This is a genomic window from Bradyrhizobium algeriense, assembly GCF_003062295.1.
GTDB lineage: Bacteria > Pseudomonadota > Alphaproteobacteria > Rhizobiales > Xanthobacteraceae > Bradyrhizobium > Bradyrhizobium algeriense.
This window is the reverse complement of sequence record NZ_PYCN01000009.1, coordinates 163,284-177,256: the sequence shown is the minus strand read 5'-3', so window position 1 is coordinate 177,256 and position 13,973 is coordinate 163,284. Positions and strand designations below refer to the sequence as shown.

12 protein-coding genes are annotated in these 13,973 nt (G+C 63.6%); 3 read left to right on the top strand and 9 right to left on the bottom strand.

The window, feature by feature from the left end; all coding sequences use genetic code 11:
* Positions 1 to 12: 12 nt before the first annotated feature.
* The 7 genes from C7G61_RS19505 to C7G61_RS19475 form a co-directional block, all read right to left on the bottom strand.
* Entirely contained in the window at positions 13 to 846 is an 834-nt protein-coding gene (locus C7G61_RS19505; RefSeq protein WP_108517238.1) for a phosphoenolpyruvate hydrolase family protein, read from the bottom strand.
* A gap of 2 nt (positions 847 to 848) precedes the next feature.
* The gene (locus C7G61_RS19500) at positions 849 to 3,086 is read right to left on the bottom strand and encodes an ABC transporter permease (RefSeq protein WP_108517236.1); all 2,238 of its coding nucleotides are present in this window, start codon (positions 3,084 to 3,086) and stop codon (positions 849 to 851) included.
* Positions 3,079 to 3,861, bottom strand: coding sequence for an ABC transporter ATP-binding protein (locus tag C7G61_RS19495; RefSeq protein WP_108517234.1), 783 nt, complete (start codon positions 3,859 to 3,861; stop codon positions 3,079 to 3,081). Before C7G61_RS19495 ends, C7G61_RS19500 begins: the two co-directional genes overlap by 8 nt.
* Positions 3,854 to 4,936, bottom strand: a complete 1,083-nt coding sequence (locus C7G61_RS19490; RefSeq protein WP_108517232.1) for a branched-chain amino acid ABC transporter permease — start codon at positions 4,934 to 4,936, stop codon at positions 3,854 to 3,856. The genes C7G61_RS19495 and C7G61_RS19490 overlap by 8 nt, the downstream gene beginning before the upstream one ends.
* Position 4,937: 1 nt before the next feature.
* Positions 4,938 to 5,948 carry a branched-chain amino acid ABC transporter permease gene (locus C7G61_RS19485; RefSeq protein ID WP_108517230.1) on the bottom strand — a complete coding sequence of 337 codons (1,011 nt, stop codon included), beginning with the start codon at positions 5,946 to 5,948 and terminating at the stop codon, positions 4,938 to 4,940.
* A gap of 130 nt (positions 5,949 to 6,078) precedes the next feature.
* Positions 6,079 to 6,906, bottom strand: coding sequence for a helix-turn-helix transcriptional regulator (locus C7G61_RS19480; protein ID WP_108517228.1), 828 nt, complete (start codon positions 6,904 to 6,906; stop codon positions 6,079 to 6,081).
* A 140-nt stretch (positions 6,907 to 7,046) separates the two neighbouring features.
* Positions 7,047 to 8,297: an ABC transporter substrate-binding protein gene (locus C7G61_RS19475; protein ID WP_108517226.1), complete on the bottom strand. Its 1,251-nt coding sequence runs from the start codon at positions 8,295 to 8,297 to the stop codon at positions 7,047 to 7,049.
* 623 nt (positions 8,298 to 8,920) lie between these two features.
* Here C7G61_RS19475 and C7G61_RS19465 point away from each other — a divergent pair.
* Entirely contained in the window at positions 8,921 to 9,748 is an 828-nt protein-coding gene (locus C7G61_RS19465; protein ID WP_244608371.1) for a DUF2066 domain-containing protein, read from the top strand.
* A gap of 17 nt (positions 9,749 to 9,765) precedes the next feature.
* On the opposite strand, the gene C7G61_RS19460 is transcribed toward C7G61_RS19465, so the two are convergent.
* Both C7G61_RS19460 and C7G61_RS19455 read right to left on the bottom strand, forming a co-directional pair.
* Positions 9,766 to 10,500: an SDR family NAD(P)-dependent oxidoreductase gene (locus C7G61_RS19460; protein ID WP_108517219.1), complete on the bottom strand. Its 735-nt coding sequence runs from the start codon at positions 10,498 to 10,500 to the stop codon at positions 9,766 to 9,768.
* Complete coding sequence (locus C7G61_RS19455; RefSeq protein WP_108517217.1) at positions 10,497 to 11,552, bottom strand: LacI family DNA-binding transcriptional regulator; 1,056 nt, start codon at positions 11,550 to 11,552, stop codon at positions 10,497 to 10,499. The genes C7G61_RS19460 and C7G61_RS19455 overlap by 4 nt, the downstream gene beginning before the upstream one ends.
* A gap of 182 nt (positions 11,553 to 11,734) precedes the next feature.
* Between C7G61_RS19455 and C7G61_RS19450 the strand changes: the two genes are divergently transcribed.
* Both C7G61_RS19450 and C7G61_RS19445 read left to right on the top strand, forming a co-directional pair.
* Positions 11,735 to 13,036 (top strand): ABC transporter substrate-binding protein, encoded by a 1,302-nt coding sequence (locus C7G61_RS19450; RefSeq protein WP_108517215.1) that lies wholly within the window; start codon positions 11,735 to 11,737, stop codon positions 13,034 to 13,036.
* A gap of 46 nt (positions 13,037 to 13,082) precedes the next feature.
* Entirely contained in the window at positions 13,083 to 13,970 is an 888-nt protein-coding gene (locus C7G61_RS19445) for a carbohydrate ABC transporter permease (RefSeq protein WP_108517213.1), read from the top strand.
* The last annotated feature ends 3 nt before the right edge of the window (positions 13,971 to 13,973 follow it).

Sequence of the window (13,973 nt, the reverse complement as noted above, 5' to 3'; positions counted from 1 at the left end):
TGCTCCCGGCGTTTACCGCGCGCCGATCGCCTTGAATTTACGAACCTGTTCCGTCAGCGCCCGCTCCACCGGCAGGCGCTCCATCGAGGAGGCGCCGTAGAAGCCGTGGCACTTGCGCGTGTGTTTCATGATGAAGTCGGCATCATCAGGCTCGGCGATGGGACCGCCATGGGCTAGCACCAATATGTCCGGATTGACGCAGAGCGCCGCCGCCGCCCAGGTGTCGATCTGTTCCGGGCAGTCTTCGAGCCTTAGCGCGGTCTGCGCGCCGATCGCACCGCCGGTGGTCAGGCCGAGATGGCAGACGATGATGTCGGCGCCAGCGATCGCCATCGCGGTCGCCTGGCTTTCGCTGAATACATAAGGCGTCGTCAACATGTCCTTGTCACGCGCCTTGGCGATCATGTCGATCTCCAGCGCATAGGACATTCCGGTCTCCTCGAGATTGGCGCGAAATACGCCGTCGATCAGCCCGACGGTTGGAAAGTTCTGCACACCGGCAAAACCCAGCGCCTTCAACTGGTCCAGGAAAAGGTCCATGTCGCGGAATGGGTCGGTGCCGTTGACGCCGGCCAGCACCGGCGTCTTCGTGACGACTGGAAGCACTTCGCCGGCCATCTCCACGACGATCGCGTTGGCATCGCCATAAGGCATCATTCCGGCAAGCGAGCCGCGGCCGGCCATGCGGTAGCGGCCGGAATTATAGATGACGATCAGGTCGACGCCGCCGGCTTCCTCGCATTTGGCTGACAGTCCAGTGCCGGCGCCGCCGCCGACGATCGGCTCGCCCTTGGCGGCCATGGTGCGAAACTTCTTCAGGATGGCTGAACGTTCGAACTTCGCCATGGTCACCTCGCGACTTTCCGACGGGTCCCCGGGCGGCCGACCAGAGGACGGAGCGCGTTGACGATGGCGGATGCAAATTCGGGTTCGTTGATGTGGCGCTTGACGCGGATGAGCTGACGGTTGCTGGTCTGGCGCACGCTGCGTTCCAGCGCGGTGAACAGTGCAGCGTCGGCCTCCGGATCCCAGAACGGCTGACCGGGCGCGTCGAGCGCGGAGACGCCGCCTTCCGGAAGGAAGAAGCGCACCGGCCCATCCATCCGGTTGAGCTTGTCGCCGATCCAGCGCCCGATGCGCTCGTTCTCCTCCGGCGTGGTGCGCATCAAGGTCACCTGCGGATTGTGAACGTGGAACTTACGCTGGCCATAGCGCTCGGGGATGGTGTCGGGCGCGCCGAAATTGACCATGTCCAGCGCGCCGGCAGAGCCGATGAAGGGCAGGCGGCTGCGGATGATCGCGCCGAAGCGGTCGTCGGTGGCGGGAAACACGCCGCCCATCAGGAGATCGCAGACTTCTGTCGTCGTGAGATCGATGACGGCGGCGAGCATTCCGGAATCGACCAGCTTTTCCATCGAGCGGCCGCCGACGCCGGTGGCGTGGAAGACTAGGCATTCGAAATCGTTGCGCAGGTCGGCCGCGATCTTCTGCACGGCCGGCGTCGTCACGCCGAACATGGTGATGCCGACCGCCGGCAGATCGGCCGGCGCGTTGCGTTCGGTTTTGGCCTGATTGTCCAGACGCGCCTTCACCATGCCGGCGATGGCGTTGGCGCCATTGGCAAGCACGGCGCGCGAGATCGAATTGAGGCCCTGCACGTCCGTGACCGAATACATCATCGTGATATCGGCTGGCCCCACATAGGGACCGACATCTCCGGAAGCGACCGATGAGATAATGAGTTTCGGCACACCGACGGGAAGCGCGCGCATGGCGGGCGCGACCAGCGAAGCACCGCCGGAGCCGCCTGCCGAAATGATGCCTGCGACATTGCCCTGGCGGCGCAGCCAGTTGGCGAACGCGTCCGCCATCGCCGTCACCGACGCGCCGCGGTCGGACCCGAACACAGCAGACCCGCCGCGGCCGTGATTCAGCGCGATTTCCTGGGCGGAGACGTCGCAGGTGGAGAGCTTGCCGCTGGTTGATACGTCGACCAGACGCGTCCGCAAGCCCTGTCCGGCGATCACGTCGCGAATGAAGCGCAGCTCCTCGCCCTTGGTATCGAGCGTGCCGGCGACGAGGACGACGGGTGGCCCGGATGCGCCTTGTACAGAAGCGCCGGCCGGGCGTCTTTGCCGGGCAACGTCTTCGATCCGCGTAACGCCCGTCGAAAGCGTGCGCGCTGCGGCCTCGATGCGCGCAATCGGCGCCGGCTGCGACCACCGCGTCGGCAGGGTGGGATTGGAGATATAGACGCGGATTGGGGCTGTGCCCGCGGCGCGCGGCGGCGCCGGACGCGCCTCAGCCGCGGTGCTCGCATCGGCGGCTTCGATATCCGTGTCCAGCTCGGCGTGGACTCCAACGACGCCAACACCAAGCAGCCGTTGCTGCAGCTCGCGGTCGGCCGCCAGGCGCGCGGAGTCGATGATGCGATTGACGCGGCCGTTGACCATGATCGCGACTTTTTTCGAGATCGCGGTGGCGACGCCGATATTCTGCTCGATCACAAGCACCGACATATCGCCGTCCTCGCCGAGGCGCACCAGCATTTCCTCGACCTGGGCGACGATAACAGGCGCAAGCCCTTCGGTTGGCTCATCCATGATGAGCAGATGCGGATTGGTGAGAAGCGCGCGCGAAATCGCCAGCATTTGCTGTTCGCCGCCCGAGAGCTGGCCGCCACCATGGTCCTTGCGTTCGGCAAGGCGGGGAAACGTCTCGTAGATGCGATCGATGGTCCACGGCCCGCGCCGCATTCCGGCGGCGAGGCTCAAATGCTCGGAAACGCTGAGCGAGCGCCACAGCCGTCTGCCTTGCGGAACATAGCCGACGCCTGCCTTCGCGATCCGCGCCGAGCTGAGGCGGGTGATGTCCTCGCCGCGAACGCGAACCGAACCGCCGCTTGCCCGCAACAGGCCCATGATGGTCTTGCACAGCGTGGTCTTGCCCATGCCGTTGCGGCCGACCACCGAGAACACGCCTGAGTCCAAAGTCAGGTCGACGCCCTGCAGGGCATGGGAATGGCCGTAATAGACGTCGAGGCCCCTGACTTCGAGGGCAGGCGCGGCGCGGCGGACCTCACTCATGACCGGCCCCCAGATAGAGTTCCTGGACCTCGGGGTCGGCTTCGATCTCGTGCGGCAGGCCTTCCTTGAAGACGCGGCCGTTGTGCATCATCGTGACGCTTTCGACGACGCGCAACGCGACATCCATGTCGTGCTCGATGATGATGTAGCCGATATGGGCAGGCAGCGACGTCAGGATCTCGATCAGTTCGCGCCGCTCGGTGGGGGATAGGCCCGCGGCCGGTTCGTCGAACAGGATGAAGCGCGGGGCGCCGGCGAGCGCGAGCGCGATCTCGAGCTGCCGCTGCTGGCCATGCGCCAGTTCCGCGACCAACTGTTCCCGGACCGCCGCCAGATGCACCGCCTGGATCAGCGCCTCGGCCGCATGCATGAGGGCGTCGTTCGCGCCCGGACGCAGCGGAGAAAATCGCCCGCGGGAGACGCCGCGGCAGGCGAGGTAGACATTGTCCCGCACCGTCAGACCGGGAAACAGCGCCGATATCTGGTAGGTTCGGCGCAGGCCGCGCCTGATGCGTTCGTAAGGCGGGAAGTGAGTGATGTCCTCGCCGAAGAAGCGGATGGTGCCGGAGGAGGGCGGAAAGTCGCCGGTCACGCAATTGAACAGCGTGGTCTTGCCGGCGCCGTTGGAGCCGAGCACGGCGCGGCGTTCTCCCGGGCGAACCGTGATGGTGACGTCGGTCAGCGCCGCGAGCGCGCCGAACAGCCGCGTCACGCCGCGCAGCTCGAGCGCGGCGCCGGAACCGACCGCTGAAAAGCGTGGCGCGGCGCTATCCATGACCGTGGCCTCCGCTTGCGCGTTTGTCGGGCGCGGTTGCGCGGCGGCGCCATCGCTCCCAGAGTCCAATCACACCGTCCGACGACCAGAACACGATGGCGAGGAATCCGAGACCGATCAGCAGCCGGAAGCGGTTGCCGTCGAGCCCGAACTTGACCAGCAGATCGAGCGCGAAGGTGCGCAGGATGACGAAGATGAAGGCGCCGATGAAAGGGCCGATGGGACGGGTGATGCCGCCGACCACGGCGATGATCAGGATATCGATACAGGCGCCGACGCTGACCGAGCCGGGCGAGATCTGCCGGTAGTTCCAGACCTGCAGCACACCGCCGAGCGCGGCGATAAAGGATGCGAAGGCGTAGGCTGCCACGCGGTGTGCGTTGACATTGAAGCCGAGCGCCGCCATGCGGCGGGGATTGTCCCGCACGCCCTGCAGTGCGAGGCCGAACGGGGCGCGCGAGACATATTGAACGGCGAAATAGCAAAACGCCGCGACGCCCAGCGTGACGTAGTAGTAGGGGACGTCGGCGCGCCAGTCGACACCCCAGAATTTCGGCGTGGCGATGGTGTTGATGCCGGTGTGGCCGCCGAAGATCGGCCAGTTCTGATTGGTGAAATAGTAGAAGGCCGCACCGATCGCGAGCGTGATCATGATGGTGTAGATGCCCTCGGTGCGCACCGCGAGCGCACCACCGAGCGTGCCGAAGATGGTCGCGAGCACCAGCGCCATCGGTGTTGCGAGCCACCACGGCCAGCCGAGGCTGATATTGGTGTTGGCGCTCATGCCGAACACCGCGACCATGTAGGCGGCAAAGCCGGCGATGGTGAGCTGCATCAGGCTGACCATGCCGCCATAGCCCGCCAGGAACATCAGGCTCAGCGCGATGGTCCCGAGGATCAGCGTCGTGGCGAAGATCTCGATCAGGAAGAAGCCGCTGGCGATGAACGGCATGATCAGGAGGATCACCGCCACCAACCAGACGGCCGGCTTGTTGAATTCCGGCCACGCCAGCAACGCCGCCCGCGCTGATGCTACCCGACTGGTCTCTTGATGCGCGCCCTGGACCAGCGACATGTCAGCGCCTCGCCAATAGGCCCTGCGGCCGCAGCGCCAGCACCAGCACCATGATGAGGAAAGTCACCACGATCGCGTAGGTCGGGATGTAGACGGAGCCAAGCTGCTCGGCGAGGCCGATGATAACGGCGCCGAGCGCCGCTCCCGGGATCGATCCCATGCCGCCGACGATGACGACGACGAGGGAAGCCAGCAGGAAGCGGGTATCTTCGCCGGGCGAAAGCGACTGAAAGGTTCCGCCGACGACGCCCGCGATGCCGGCAAGCCCGGCACCGAGCGCGAACACGACGACGAAGACGAGCTGGATCGGCACGCCGGTCGCGGCCAGCATGTCGCGATCATCGACGCCGGCGCGCACCATCATCCCGACGCGGGTTCGATTGAGCGCCAGCCACATCCCGATGCCGATCACCACCGCTGCGACGAAGATCACGAGCCGCACCATCGGATAGCGCAGATAGACCGCCTCGCCCGACGATTTGACCGCGGTGACTAGCGGCAATTCGATCGGGCCGACCAGCCAGTTCGGGGTCTGGATCTGATAGAAATCGCCGCCGAATACCCACAGCATCAGGTCCGCAAATACGATCGAAAGCCCGATCGTGACCATGGTCTGGCGCAGATCCTCGCCCTCCATGCGGCGGAAGACGACGATTTGCAGGACGACGCCGACCAGCGCCACACCGATAAACGCGATGATGAAACCGAGCACCCAGGAGCCGGTCCAGGTGCTGATGGCGTAACCGATGTAGCCGCCGAACAGATAGAGCGAACCATGCGCCAGATTGACGTTGCGCATCAGGCCGAAAATCAGGGTGAAGCCGCTGGCCACCAGGAAGTAGAGGCTGCCGAGCGTGATGCCGTTGAAGACGGCGTTGAGAAAGACCCGCTTCCTGCCGATCGCCTCTTCGAGGCCGGGCGGCCACACGGCAAGGATCAGCCACAGCATCACCGCGACCGCGATCAGCAGGATCAGCGCCCATGCCGGATGGCGTTCGATGAATCCTGTCACGGTAAAAGCCCGGCCGTCGCCATACCGTCCTCCCAGACGCCGCGGCCGTTTCGGCTCGCGTTTTCAGGGCATCCTAACGGCGCCGCAAACCTTGCACTTGATTGTCAGTATCTTTTCGCGCCTGATACGCTCAGGGACGCAAGACTTTGGCGGCGCGGCGGTATTCCGTCGGCGCCATCCCGACATTGGCGGCGAAGAAGCGCGTGAAACCGCTCTGGGAAGAGAAGCCAAGATCGAAGCCGATATCGGCGATCGGCACCTCGGTCGCGACCAAGGCGTCCAGTGCCTGTTCCATGATCAGTGTATTGAGATAGAGGTTCGGGGTGACACCGGTCTGGGTGCGGAACAGCCGGTAGAAATGCGGACGCGACAGGCCGGCCTCCCGTGCGATCGAATCCAGTTCGATCTCCGCGCCCGGGCTTTCGGACATCAGCTTGATGGATTTGCGGACGCGAAAATCAGTGACGGCGGCGGCGGTGCGCGTCTCCTGCACCGGCTCGGAACTCTGCCAGCTCTCGTCATGGCAACCGTCGATCAACTGCCTTAGTTCGCAATCGAGGCTGCTTAACGACGGTGCGCCGCAGACCAGCGCGGCGGTTCGCCTGATATGTCGGTCGAGGGCAACCGTACGCTTGAAACAGGTGCGGCCGAACCGCAGGCTGTGGGCCCGCGCCGCATCGGGAGCGAACCATTCGGCGTTGACGTAGAGCACGAAGAAGATTGCCCCGTTCTCCATATCCGTCGGAACAAAATTGTGTGGTTCCCAAGGGTTGATCGCAACAATGGAGTCTTCTGTGAGAAGCCATCGCTCATCGCACACATCAATGCGGGCTGGCGTTCCACCGACATGAAAAATCAGATGCCCTTCGCGATGCGCGTGCATGTTGAAGGGGCGGTTCAACTGATAGACCGTCGCGCGACCGAACCGGCCGTGGAAGACGGCCAGAGCCTTGCTCATGCCTTCCCTCCCGCGGGATGTTCTTGTCTTTTCGACCAGCGTTCAACATCCACCGCGAGAATGCAAGGGAAGATCACAATCCGCCGGATCCCGTCCGGACCCCGGCGCGTGGCCGGGGCCCGTTCGCAAATGCGAAGAACTCAGTACTTCTTGCACTCCGGAACCGTTCGGCTTGGAAGGCCGATCTTGGAGAAGACCGCCGGGTCGTAACCCAGGGTCTGATTCACGTTCGGGATCACCTTCACGACCTTGCTGAACAAGGCGCCCTTGCCGTCATCCACCACTTCGGTGACGAAGTTGGTTCCGATCGCCTGACGGTTGGAGTCGAGCTTGATCTTGCCGTTGGGCGCGTCGAGCTCGATCTTGGCGAGGGCTTCCTTGAGTTTCGCCTGGTTGTTGCTGAGATCGCCGTTGACCTGACGCAGCCCAAGGATCAGCGCCATCGTCGAGTTGTAGTAGTTGGTGGCGAGCAGCGAGGGGCTCGGGAACCGCTTGTTCGGCGGGAAAGCATCCTGATAGGCCTTCACGAACTTCTGCCAGCCTGGATCCTCCCAGGTATCGGCCTGGCCGCTCGCCGCGATGGTGCCGAGCAGCGCATTCTTGGCGTTGCCCTTGGCGGAGAGGATGGTCTGGTCGACCATGATCGAGCCGCCCATCAGATGCGCCTTGCCGCCGGCCTGTTGATACTGGTTCAGGAAGTTGACGGCGTCCGCACCGCCGAGGCCGAGATAGATCGCATCGACATCGTCGGGCAGCGCGGCAATGACGGACGCAAAGTCCTTGGTACCGAGCGGCACCCATTGCCGATTGGTGACCTGTCCGCCGGCGCCGCAGAACTCCAGTACCAGTCCGAACACCTGGGTGTAGATGAACGAATAGTCTTCGCCGACGGTTGCGATCTTTCGGTAACGCTTGGTGTCGTAAGCGTATTTGCCGAGGCCGACCTGCCACTGGGCGCCGTCCATATTGTAGCGGAAGAAGTTCGGCGCCGGGTCGACATAAGTCGTTTCCTGCGCGCCGGAGGCGGCATTCACAAAGGTCAACTCGGGGCGCGTCTTGGCAAAGTTCTTGACCGCGATGCCTTCGTCGCCGGACAAGGGTGAAAGCAGGATCTGGACCTTGTCCTGTTCAATCAGCTTGCGCACGGCGCGAACCGCGGAGTCGGGCGTGGCATCGGTCGATGCGATAATGAATTCGATTTCCTTGTCGCCGACCTTCTTGCCGAGCGTATTGATCGCCGTCTGATGGCCGCGTATTCCGTCCTCGCCGAGCACCGTATAGGTGCCTTCGAGCGTCGCGGTGACGCCGACCTTGATCTTCTCTTGAGCTAAGGCGGCGCCGGAAAGCAACAGACTGCTCAGCGCGACCAATCCCGCACAGCTTTTAATCATCGAACCCCTCCCTTGTATCGCCGGTTTTTGTATTGCCAGATTTTGTATCGGTAGGTCCTGTATCGTCAGGTCGTTCCAGGAATCGCCATGCGGTCGATGCCGGCTGCGTGTCGTGTAGCCGGATTGCATTGCGATCGGAACCGCCGGACGAAAACCTAGCTGATGACAGGGCCGGCGCGCGCAACTTCACCCTCCGCAACTTGACCGGTAGTCTCATTTTGCATGCTGCGCCGCGACGAGACTTGCAGTGATTTGCGAGCGCTGATTCAGCAGCGCAAGCTGTGAAGACGAAGCAATAAGTCTCTGATTTCGCTGACGAGTGCCGCAGGACTCAAACCCGTGACCGGAATGCGGCTCGAGTGCCAGCTTGAACCTCTGCAAGAGCAGTCATCTCGACGGGTCCGCTCGCGACCTCGATCCAAACGGTGACGAGCTTTGCCGTTTCCGTGGTGCGGCCTTGCACTCGGAAAGTTTGCCTTTCCGCAAAAACGAACGAATGTTTGAAGAGAAGAGCATCTTCGATGCGGAACCGCGGAGGCATCGTCATGGCCGATCTGCACAGGACGAGACGCCGGCCTATCGGAATGGGCCGTGGTACGGCCCGCGCGATTATCAGGATATTTATGGCAACCGCCCTGACCTGGTGCGCCGGCACCGTGGCCGCCGCGGGAGCTGATCTTTATCGTGCGAAGGTCACCGTGACGGGCCAGGGCGAGGCGAACCGCATTTTTGGCTTTGCCGTCTGTCTGGAGGACGTCCTCATCAAGGCGTCAGGCGCACTGAAGCTCAGTGGCGATCCGCGATTGGCAGCCTACAAATCGAAAGCAAAAAGTTTCGTCACGGGCTTCAGCTATCGCGACCAGTTTTCTGGCAAGCCCATTCGGGACGAGCAGGGTACCCGCGACCGGCCCTACGATCTCACCGTGGAGTTCGAGGAAAGCAAGATCGACGACATTCTCAAGACGCTTGGCCTCAAGCCCTGGCTTTCACATCGTCCGCGCCTTGCCGTCTTTGTCGAGATGGAACAAGGCGCAAGGAACTATATCGTGACAACAGATGGAACCCAGTCCGACCTGCAGCGCGACGCGTTGCTCGCCGCGGCTGACAAGCGCGGCATGGACATTGTGCTGCCGGGCACGGCGGCGTTGGCGAAGTCGAACATCACGGGCGCGGAGCTCAGGACGGCGCCATTCCCGGCGCTGGCGCCGATTGCGGCCGAGCAGGGTGGCGAAGTCGTTCTGGTTGGGCGATTGGTCTGGAACGATCGGGATCTCGGCTGGGCCACGCAGTGGCAGATGGACTGGGGCGGCCAGCCGCACCGTTGGCAGGTTCGCGGCGTCACCTTCGATGAGGCGTTCCGGCGCGGCATCGGCGGCGCGGCCCAGGTCTTGTCCGGCAACGGCGATCCGGTAACCCGGTCGTCGGCGGCGGGAGGAAACAAGCTTCATTGATTCCCGTAGGTGCCTGATTAGCCGGCGAGAAAGCCGCCATCGATTGCGACCACCGTTCCGGTCGCATATTGCGACGCCGGCATGCAGAGGAAAGCCACGGCGCCGGCAACATCTTCCGGCTGCCCCCATCGTTTGAAGGCGGTGCGGTCGGCAATGCGCTGGTAATGCGCGCGGTCGGATCGGCCGGCGGCATTGATCGAGGTCTCGATATAGCCCGGCGCCACGGCATTGACGCGGATGCCTTCCTCGGCCCAGGCCAGAGCGAGCGCCTTGGTCAGCATCACGACGCCGCCTTTGCTGGCGCAATAGGCGGGAATGCGCGGCAGCGCCAGCGTTGCGTTCATCGAGGCGATGTTGACGATCGAGCCCTTGCTCTTGGCCAGCAGCGGGCGGAAAGCCATGCAGGTCCGGAACGTGCCGGTCAGATTGACGTCGAGCACCTTGGTGAAGGTTTCGATCTCAAATTCCTTGTCGCGCGCCAAAATGCCGGCGCAATTGACCAGCGCGTCAACGCGACCATGCCGGTGCGCAAGCGCCGCGACCGCATCGTCGTCGGTGACGTCAAGCGTCGTCAGCTCAAGTCCTGCCTGAGGCTGCAGCGGCGTCCGGGCAAGATCGGCATCATTGACGGCGGTGGCGGTGACCGTCGCGCCGAGCTCGCGGAACAAGCTGCTGATGGCGGCGCCGATATCGCCGGCGCCGCCGATCACAACGGCATGAAAACCATGGGCCAGCGAGAAGGTGGAGGTCATCGTGATCGTCCGTGTCGTTTCAGGGGTGCAGGCGGGGCCGTCGACTCGCGAACGACGAGCGAGTAGTCGATTTCGTGATGCATGATGGCCTGTTCGCCGGCCAGCCGCCGGACCAGATATTCGCCGGCGCGCTGCCAGGTCTCGCCGGTGGGGACATGAATGGTGGTCAGGCTCGGCCGCAAATGCCGGCTCCAGTCGAGATCGTCGAAGCCGACGACGGAGAGGTCACGCGGCACCGAGAAGCCGCTGCGCTCAGCTTCCAGCAGCACGCCGTAGGCGATGACGTCGTTGCCGCAGACCACCGCGGTCGGGCGGTCATCTAGGCTGAGCAGATAGCGCGCTGCCTCGCGCGCATCGTCGAGCGTATAGGGCACCTCGACATGCCATTTATCCGGCAGTTCGACGCCGCTCTCGGCAAGGGCGCGGCGGAATCCGGCAACGCGGGCGCTGGCGCGGTCGTTGTTGCGCTGGAGCGCGGAGACGACCCCGATCCTGACATGTCCGAGTTCAACGACATGCGCGGCGGCGCGGTAGGCCGCGGCCTCGTTGTCGGTGCCGACGCAGGGGTAGGGACGATCGGGCCGATAGATGCCGACATTGATGAAGGGCACAGAATTGTCGGCGAGCATCTTGCGCAAGGCGTCGTGATGGCAATCGCCGCGCAGCACCAGGCCATCGACGCCGCGACTGATCAGGTTGCGCGCCTGCTCCAGCTCGGCGTCGAGGTCGTAGCCGCTGGTGGTCAGCAGCAGCATGTAACCGACCGAGGAAAGATATTTCTGCAGCGCGGCGATACCGCGCGCGAACATGGTGTTGTCGATGGTCGGCACGATCGCGCCGAGCGTGCGCGAGCGGCGCGACGACAGGATGCGCGCCGGCGCATGCGGGATGTAGCCGACCGCATCGATCGCTTGCGAGATGCGTGCGCGCAAGTCGGGGCTCACCGCTTCGGGATTGTTGATCGCGCGCGAGACAGATGCCGTCGATACGCCGGCCCGCGCCGCGACGGCACGAATGCCTTGTTTCAATGATCTGGTGGCGGGCGGGTTCATGGCGTGATGGATGTAACGTTACACAAATGGCTGACCAACAAAATACGCAAGTTTGGAAATTCTGCAAATTCATCGATGGATTGTCCATTCTCTTGACAGGCGAGAGGTGGCGCTTAGGATGTAAACGGTTTCAGAATGGCGCTGCCGAGCAGGCGGGACAAGCCAGGTCAGGGAGGAGTTCAATGAACGCCAGGATGTTTGCGGCGCGCGTCGCGTTGCCGGTTCTCGCGGTGGTCGCCGTCAGCGCACAGGCAAATGCGGCCGACTTCGACTGGAAGAAGTTCCAGGGCAAGACCGTCACATTCCTCGCCAACAACAATCCCGTGGGGCAGGCGCTGCTGACCTACAAGGCCGATTTCGAGAAGCTCACGGGGATAACGCTCAAGGTCGACGGCTACCAGGAGCAGCAGATGCGCCAGCGGCTGGTCACCGTCATGAATGCGCGCAGCGACGAGGTCGACGTGTTCATGACGCTACCGTCGCGCGAGGGAGAGCAGTTCGCCGTCTCCGGCTGGTATGCCGATCTCTCCGCCATGTCGAAGAACGAGGTGGCTACGGACTACGATCTTGCCGGCCTGAGCCAGGCGCTGCTCAAGGCCGGGACGTTCAACGGCAAGCTGACCAGCATGCCCATGAACATCGAGGGGCCCATTCTTTATTACCGCACCGACATCCTCAAGAAGTGCGGCGTCGAGAAGCCGGCGACCATCAAGGATCTCGAAGCCGCAGCACAGAAGATCAAGGCCTGCGACAGTACCATCACGCCGTTCGTCTCGCGCGGGCTGAAGCCCGCGGTCGCCTACACCTTCAGCAACATGCTGCACAATATCGGCGGCACTTACATGGCCAACGGAAAATCCAATCTTTGCTCGGCGAAGGGCAAGGAGACGCTGGATACCTACAGCCGGCTGCTGCGCGAATATGGCCCGCCCGGCGTGGTCAACTACAGCTTCCAGCAGATATCGGCGCTCTATCGCGGCGGCCGCGCCGCGATGTCGTTCGAATCCTCCAATGAACTGCGCACCGTGATGGACGGCGGCGAGCGGCTCAAGGATACCGGCCTGACGCCGTTCCCGGCGGGCGAGGCCGGTCAGGTGCCGACTGCGATCGGCTGGGGCATGGCGGTGTCCGCCTACAGCAAGGAGCCGAGTGCGGCCTGGTACTTCGTGCAATGGGCCACGAGTCCGGAGATTCAGAAGCGCACGGCGCTGCAGGGGATCGCGCCGCCGCGGCCGGCGGTCGCCAACGATCCTGAATACCGCAAGTGGATCGATGCCGAGCCGGTGCGCAAGGAATGGCAGGCCGCGCTCGACGTGCTCGCCACCAAGGGATCCTCCGAGGTCGGCTACCCGATCGTCGCCAATCCGCAATCGCGCGAATTCATCGGCCAGGCGGTGCAGGATCTGATCCTGAAGCAGAAGACCGTCGATCAGGCCTGTGCCGATGCGGACAAGGCGCTCGATGCGCTGATCGCGCAAAAGTAGCGGTCGACGTCACATCGACGACTGCAATCTGAAAGGAAGCACAAGCATGTCGGATGCCGCTGCGACATTGACGCAGGACCGGCAAAAGCTGGAACTGTCGGCGCTCTCGGCGCCGGCGGTGATCTTCACTGTCGCGATGATCGCGTTCCCGGTCGTCTACACGATCTGGCTCGGCTTCCAGAGCTTTTCGTCGACCGGTCAGCAGTCCTTTGCGGGCCTTTCGAACTACGCCAAGCTCGCCTCCGATTACGAGTTCTGGCACGGGCTGTGGGTCACCATCGCGCTCTATGTGCTCTCGCTGGTCCTGCAGCTCGTGTTCGGCGTCTGGCTGGCGCTGGTTCTGTTTCACGCCAAGCGCCTGCCCGGGATCGTGCGGTCGATGTTCATCTCGCCCTTCATGATGCCGCCGGTGGTCGCCGGCATGATGTGGCTCGTGATCCTCGATCCGTCGCTCGGGGCGGCAAACTACATCCTGCAGTCGCTCGGCCTGCCGCCATCGGAGTGGCTGGCTTCGCCGAGGTGGGTCATTCCGACCGTCGCGCTGATCGACAGCTGGCAGTGGACGCCCTATGTCGCGCTGATCGTGCTTGGTGGGCTGCAGTCGTTGCCGCCGAGCGTCTATGAAGCCGCCCAGATCGACGGCGCTTCGGCGTTCAAGACCTTCCAGCGCATCACGCTGCCGCTCCTGCTGCCGACCATCGTCACCGCAGCCATCCTGCGCAGCGTCGATCTCTTGCGCTTCTTCGACATCATCTACATCACGACCCAGGGTGGTCCCGGCAACGCCTCGAACACGCTCAACATCTACGGCTTCCGGGTCGGGTTTGAGTTCTTCAACATTGGCTATGCCAGCGCATTGATGCTGACGCTGACCGCGATCGTGTTCGGCGCGGTGCTCGCGTTCAACCGCCTGCGCGGCGCGGTCGCCTGGTAGATG

Excerpts from the sequence above, each read along its gene's own strand:
- C7G61_RS19505 (WP_108517238.1), bottom strand. The coding sequence starts at position 846 with ATGGCGAAGTTCGAACGTTCAGCCATCCTGAAGAAGTTTCGCACCATG.
- C7G61_RS19500 (WP_108517236.1), bottom strand. The coding sequence starts at position 3,086 with ATGAGTGAGGTCCGCCGCGCCGCGCCTGCCCTCGAAGTCAGGGGCCTC.
- C7G61_RS19495 (WP_108517234.1), bottom strand. The coding sequence starts at position 3,861 with ATGGATAGCGCCGCGCCACGCTTTTCAGCGGTCGGTTCCGGCGCCGCG.
- C7G61_RS19490 (WP_108517232.1), bottom strand. The coding sequence starts at position 4,936 with ATGTCGCTGGTCCAGGGCGCGCATCAAGAGACCAGTCGGGTAGCATCA.
- C7G61_RS19480 (WP_108517228.1), bottom strand. The coding sequence starts at position 6,906 with ATGAGCAAGGCTCTGGCCGTCTTCCACGGCCGGTTCGGTCGCGCGACG.
- C7G61_RS19475 (WP_108517226.1), bottom strand. The coding sequence starts at position 8,297 with ATGATTAAAAGCTGTGCGGGATTGGTCGCGCTGAGCAGTCTGTTGCTT.
- C7G61_RS19465 (WP_244608371.1), top strand. The coding sequence starts at position 8,921 with ATGGCAACCGCCCTGACCTGGTGCGCCGGCACCGTGGCCGCCGCGGGA.
- C7G61_RS19460 (WP_108517219.1), bottom strand. The coding sequence starts at position 10,500 with ATGACCTCCACCTTCTCGCTGGCCCATGGTTTTCATGCCGTTGTGATC.
- C7G61_RS19455 (WP_108517217.1), bottom strand. The coding sequence starts at position 11,552 with ATGAACCCGCCCGCCACCAGATCATTGAAACAAGGCATTCGTGCCGTC.
- C7G61_RS19450 (WP_108517215.1), top strand. The coding sequence starts at position 11,735 with ATGAACGCCAGGATGTTTGCGGCGCGCGTCGCGTTGCCGGTTCTCGCG.
- C7G61_RS19445 (WP_108517213.1), top strand. The coding sequence starts at position 13,083 with ATGTCGGATGCCGCTGCGACATTGACGCAGGACCGGCAAAAGCTGGAA.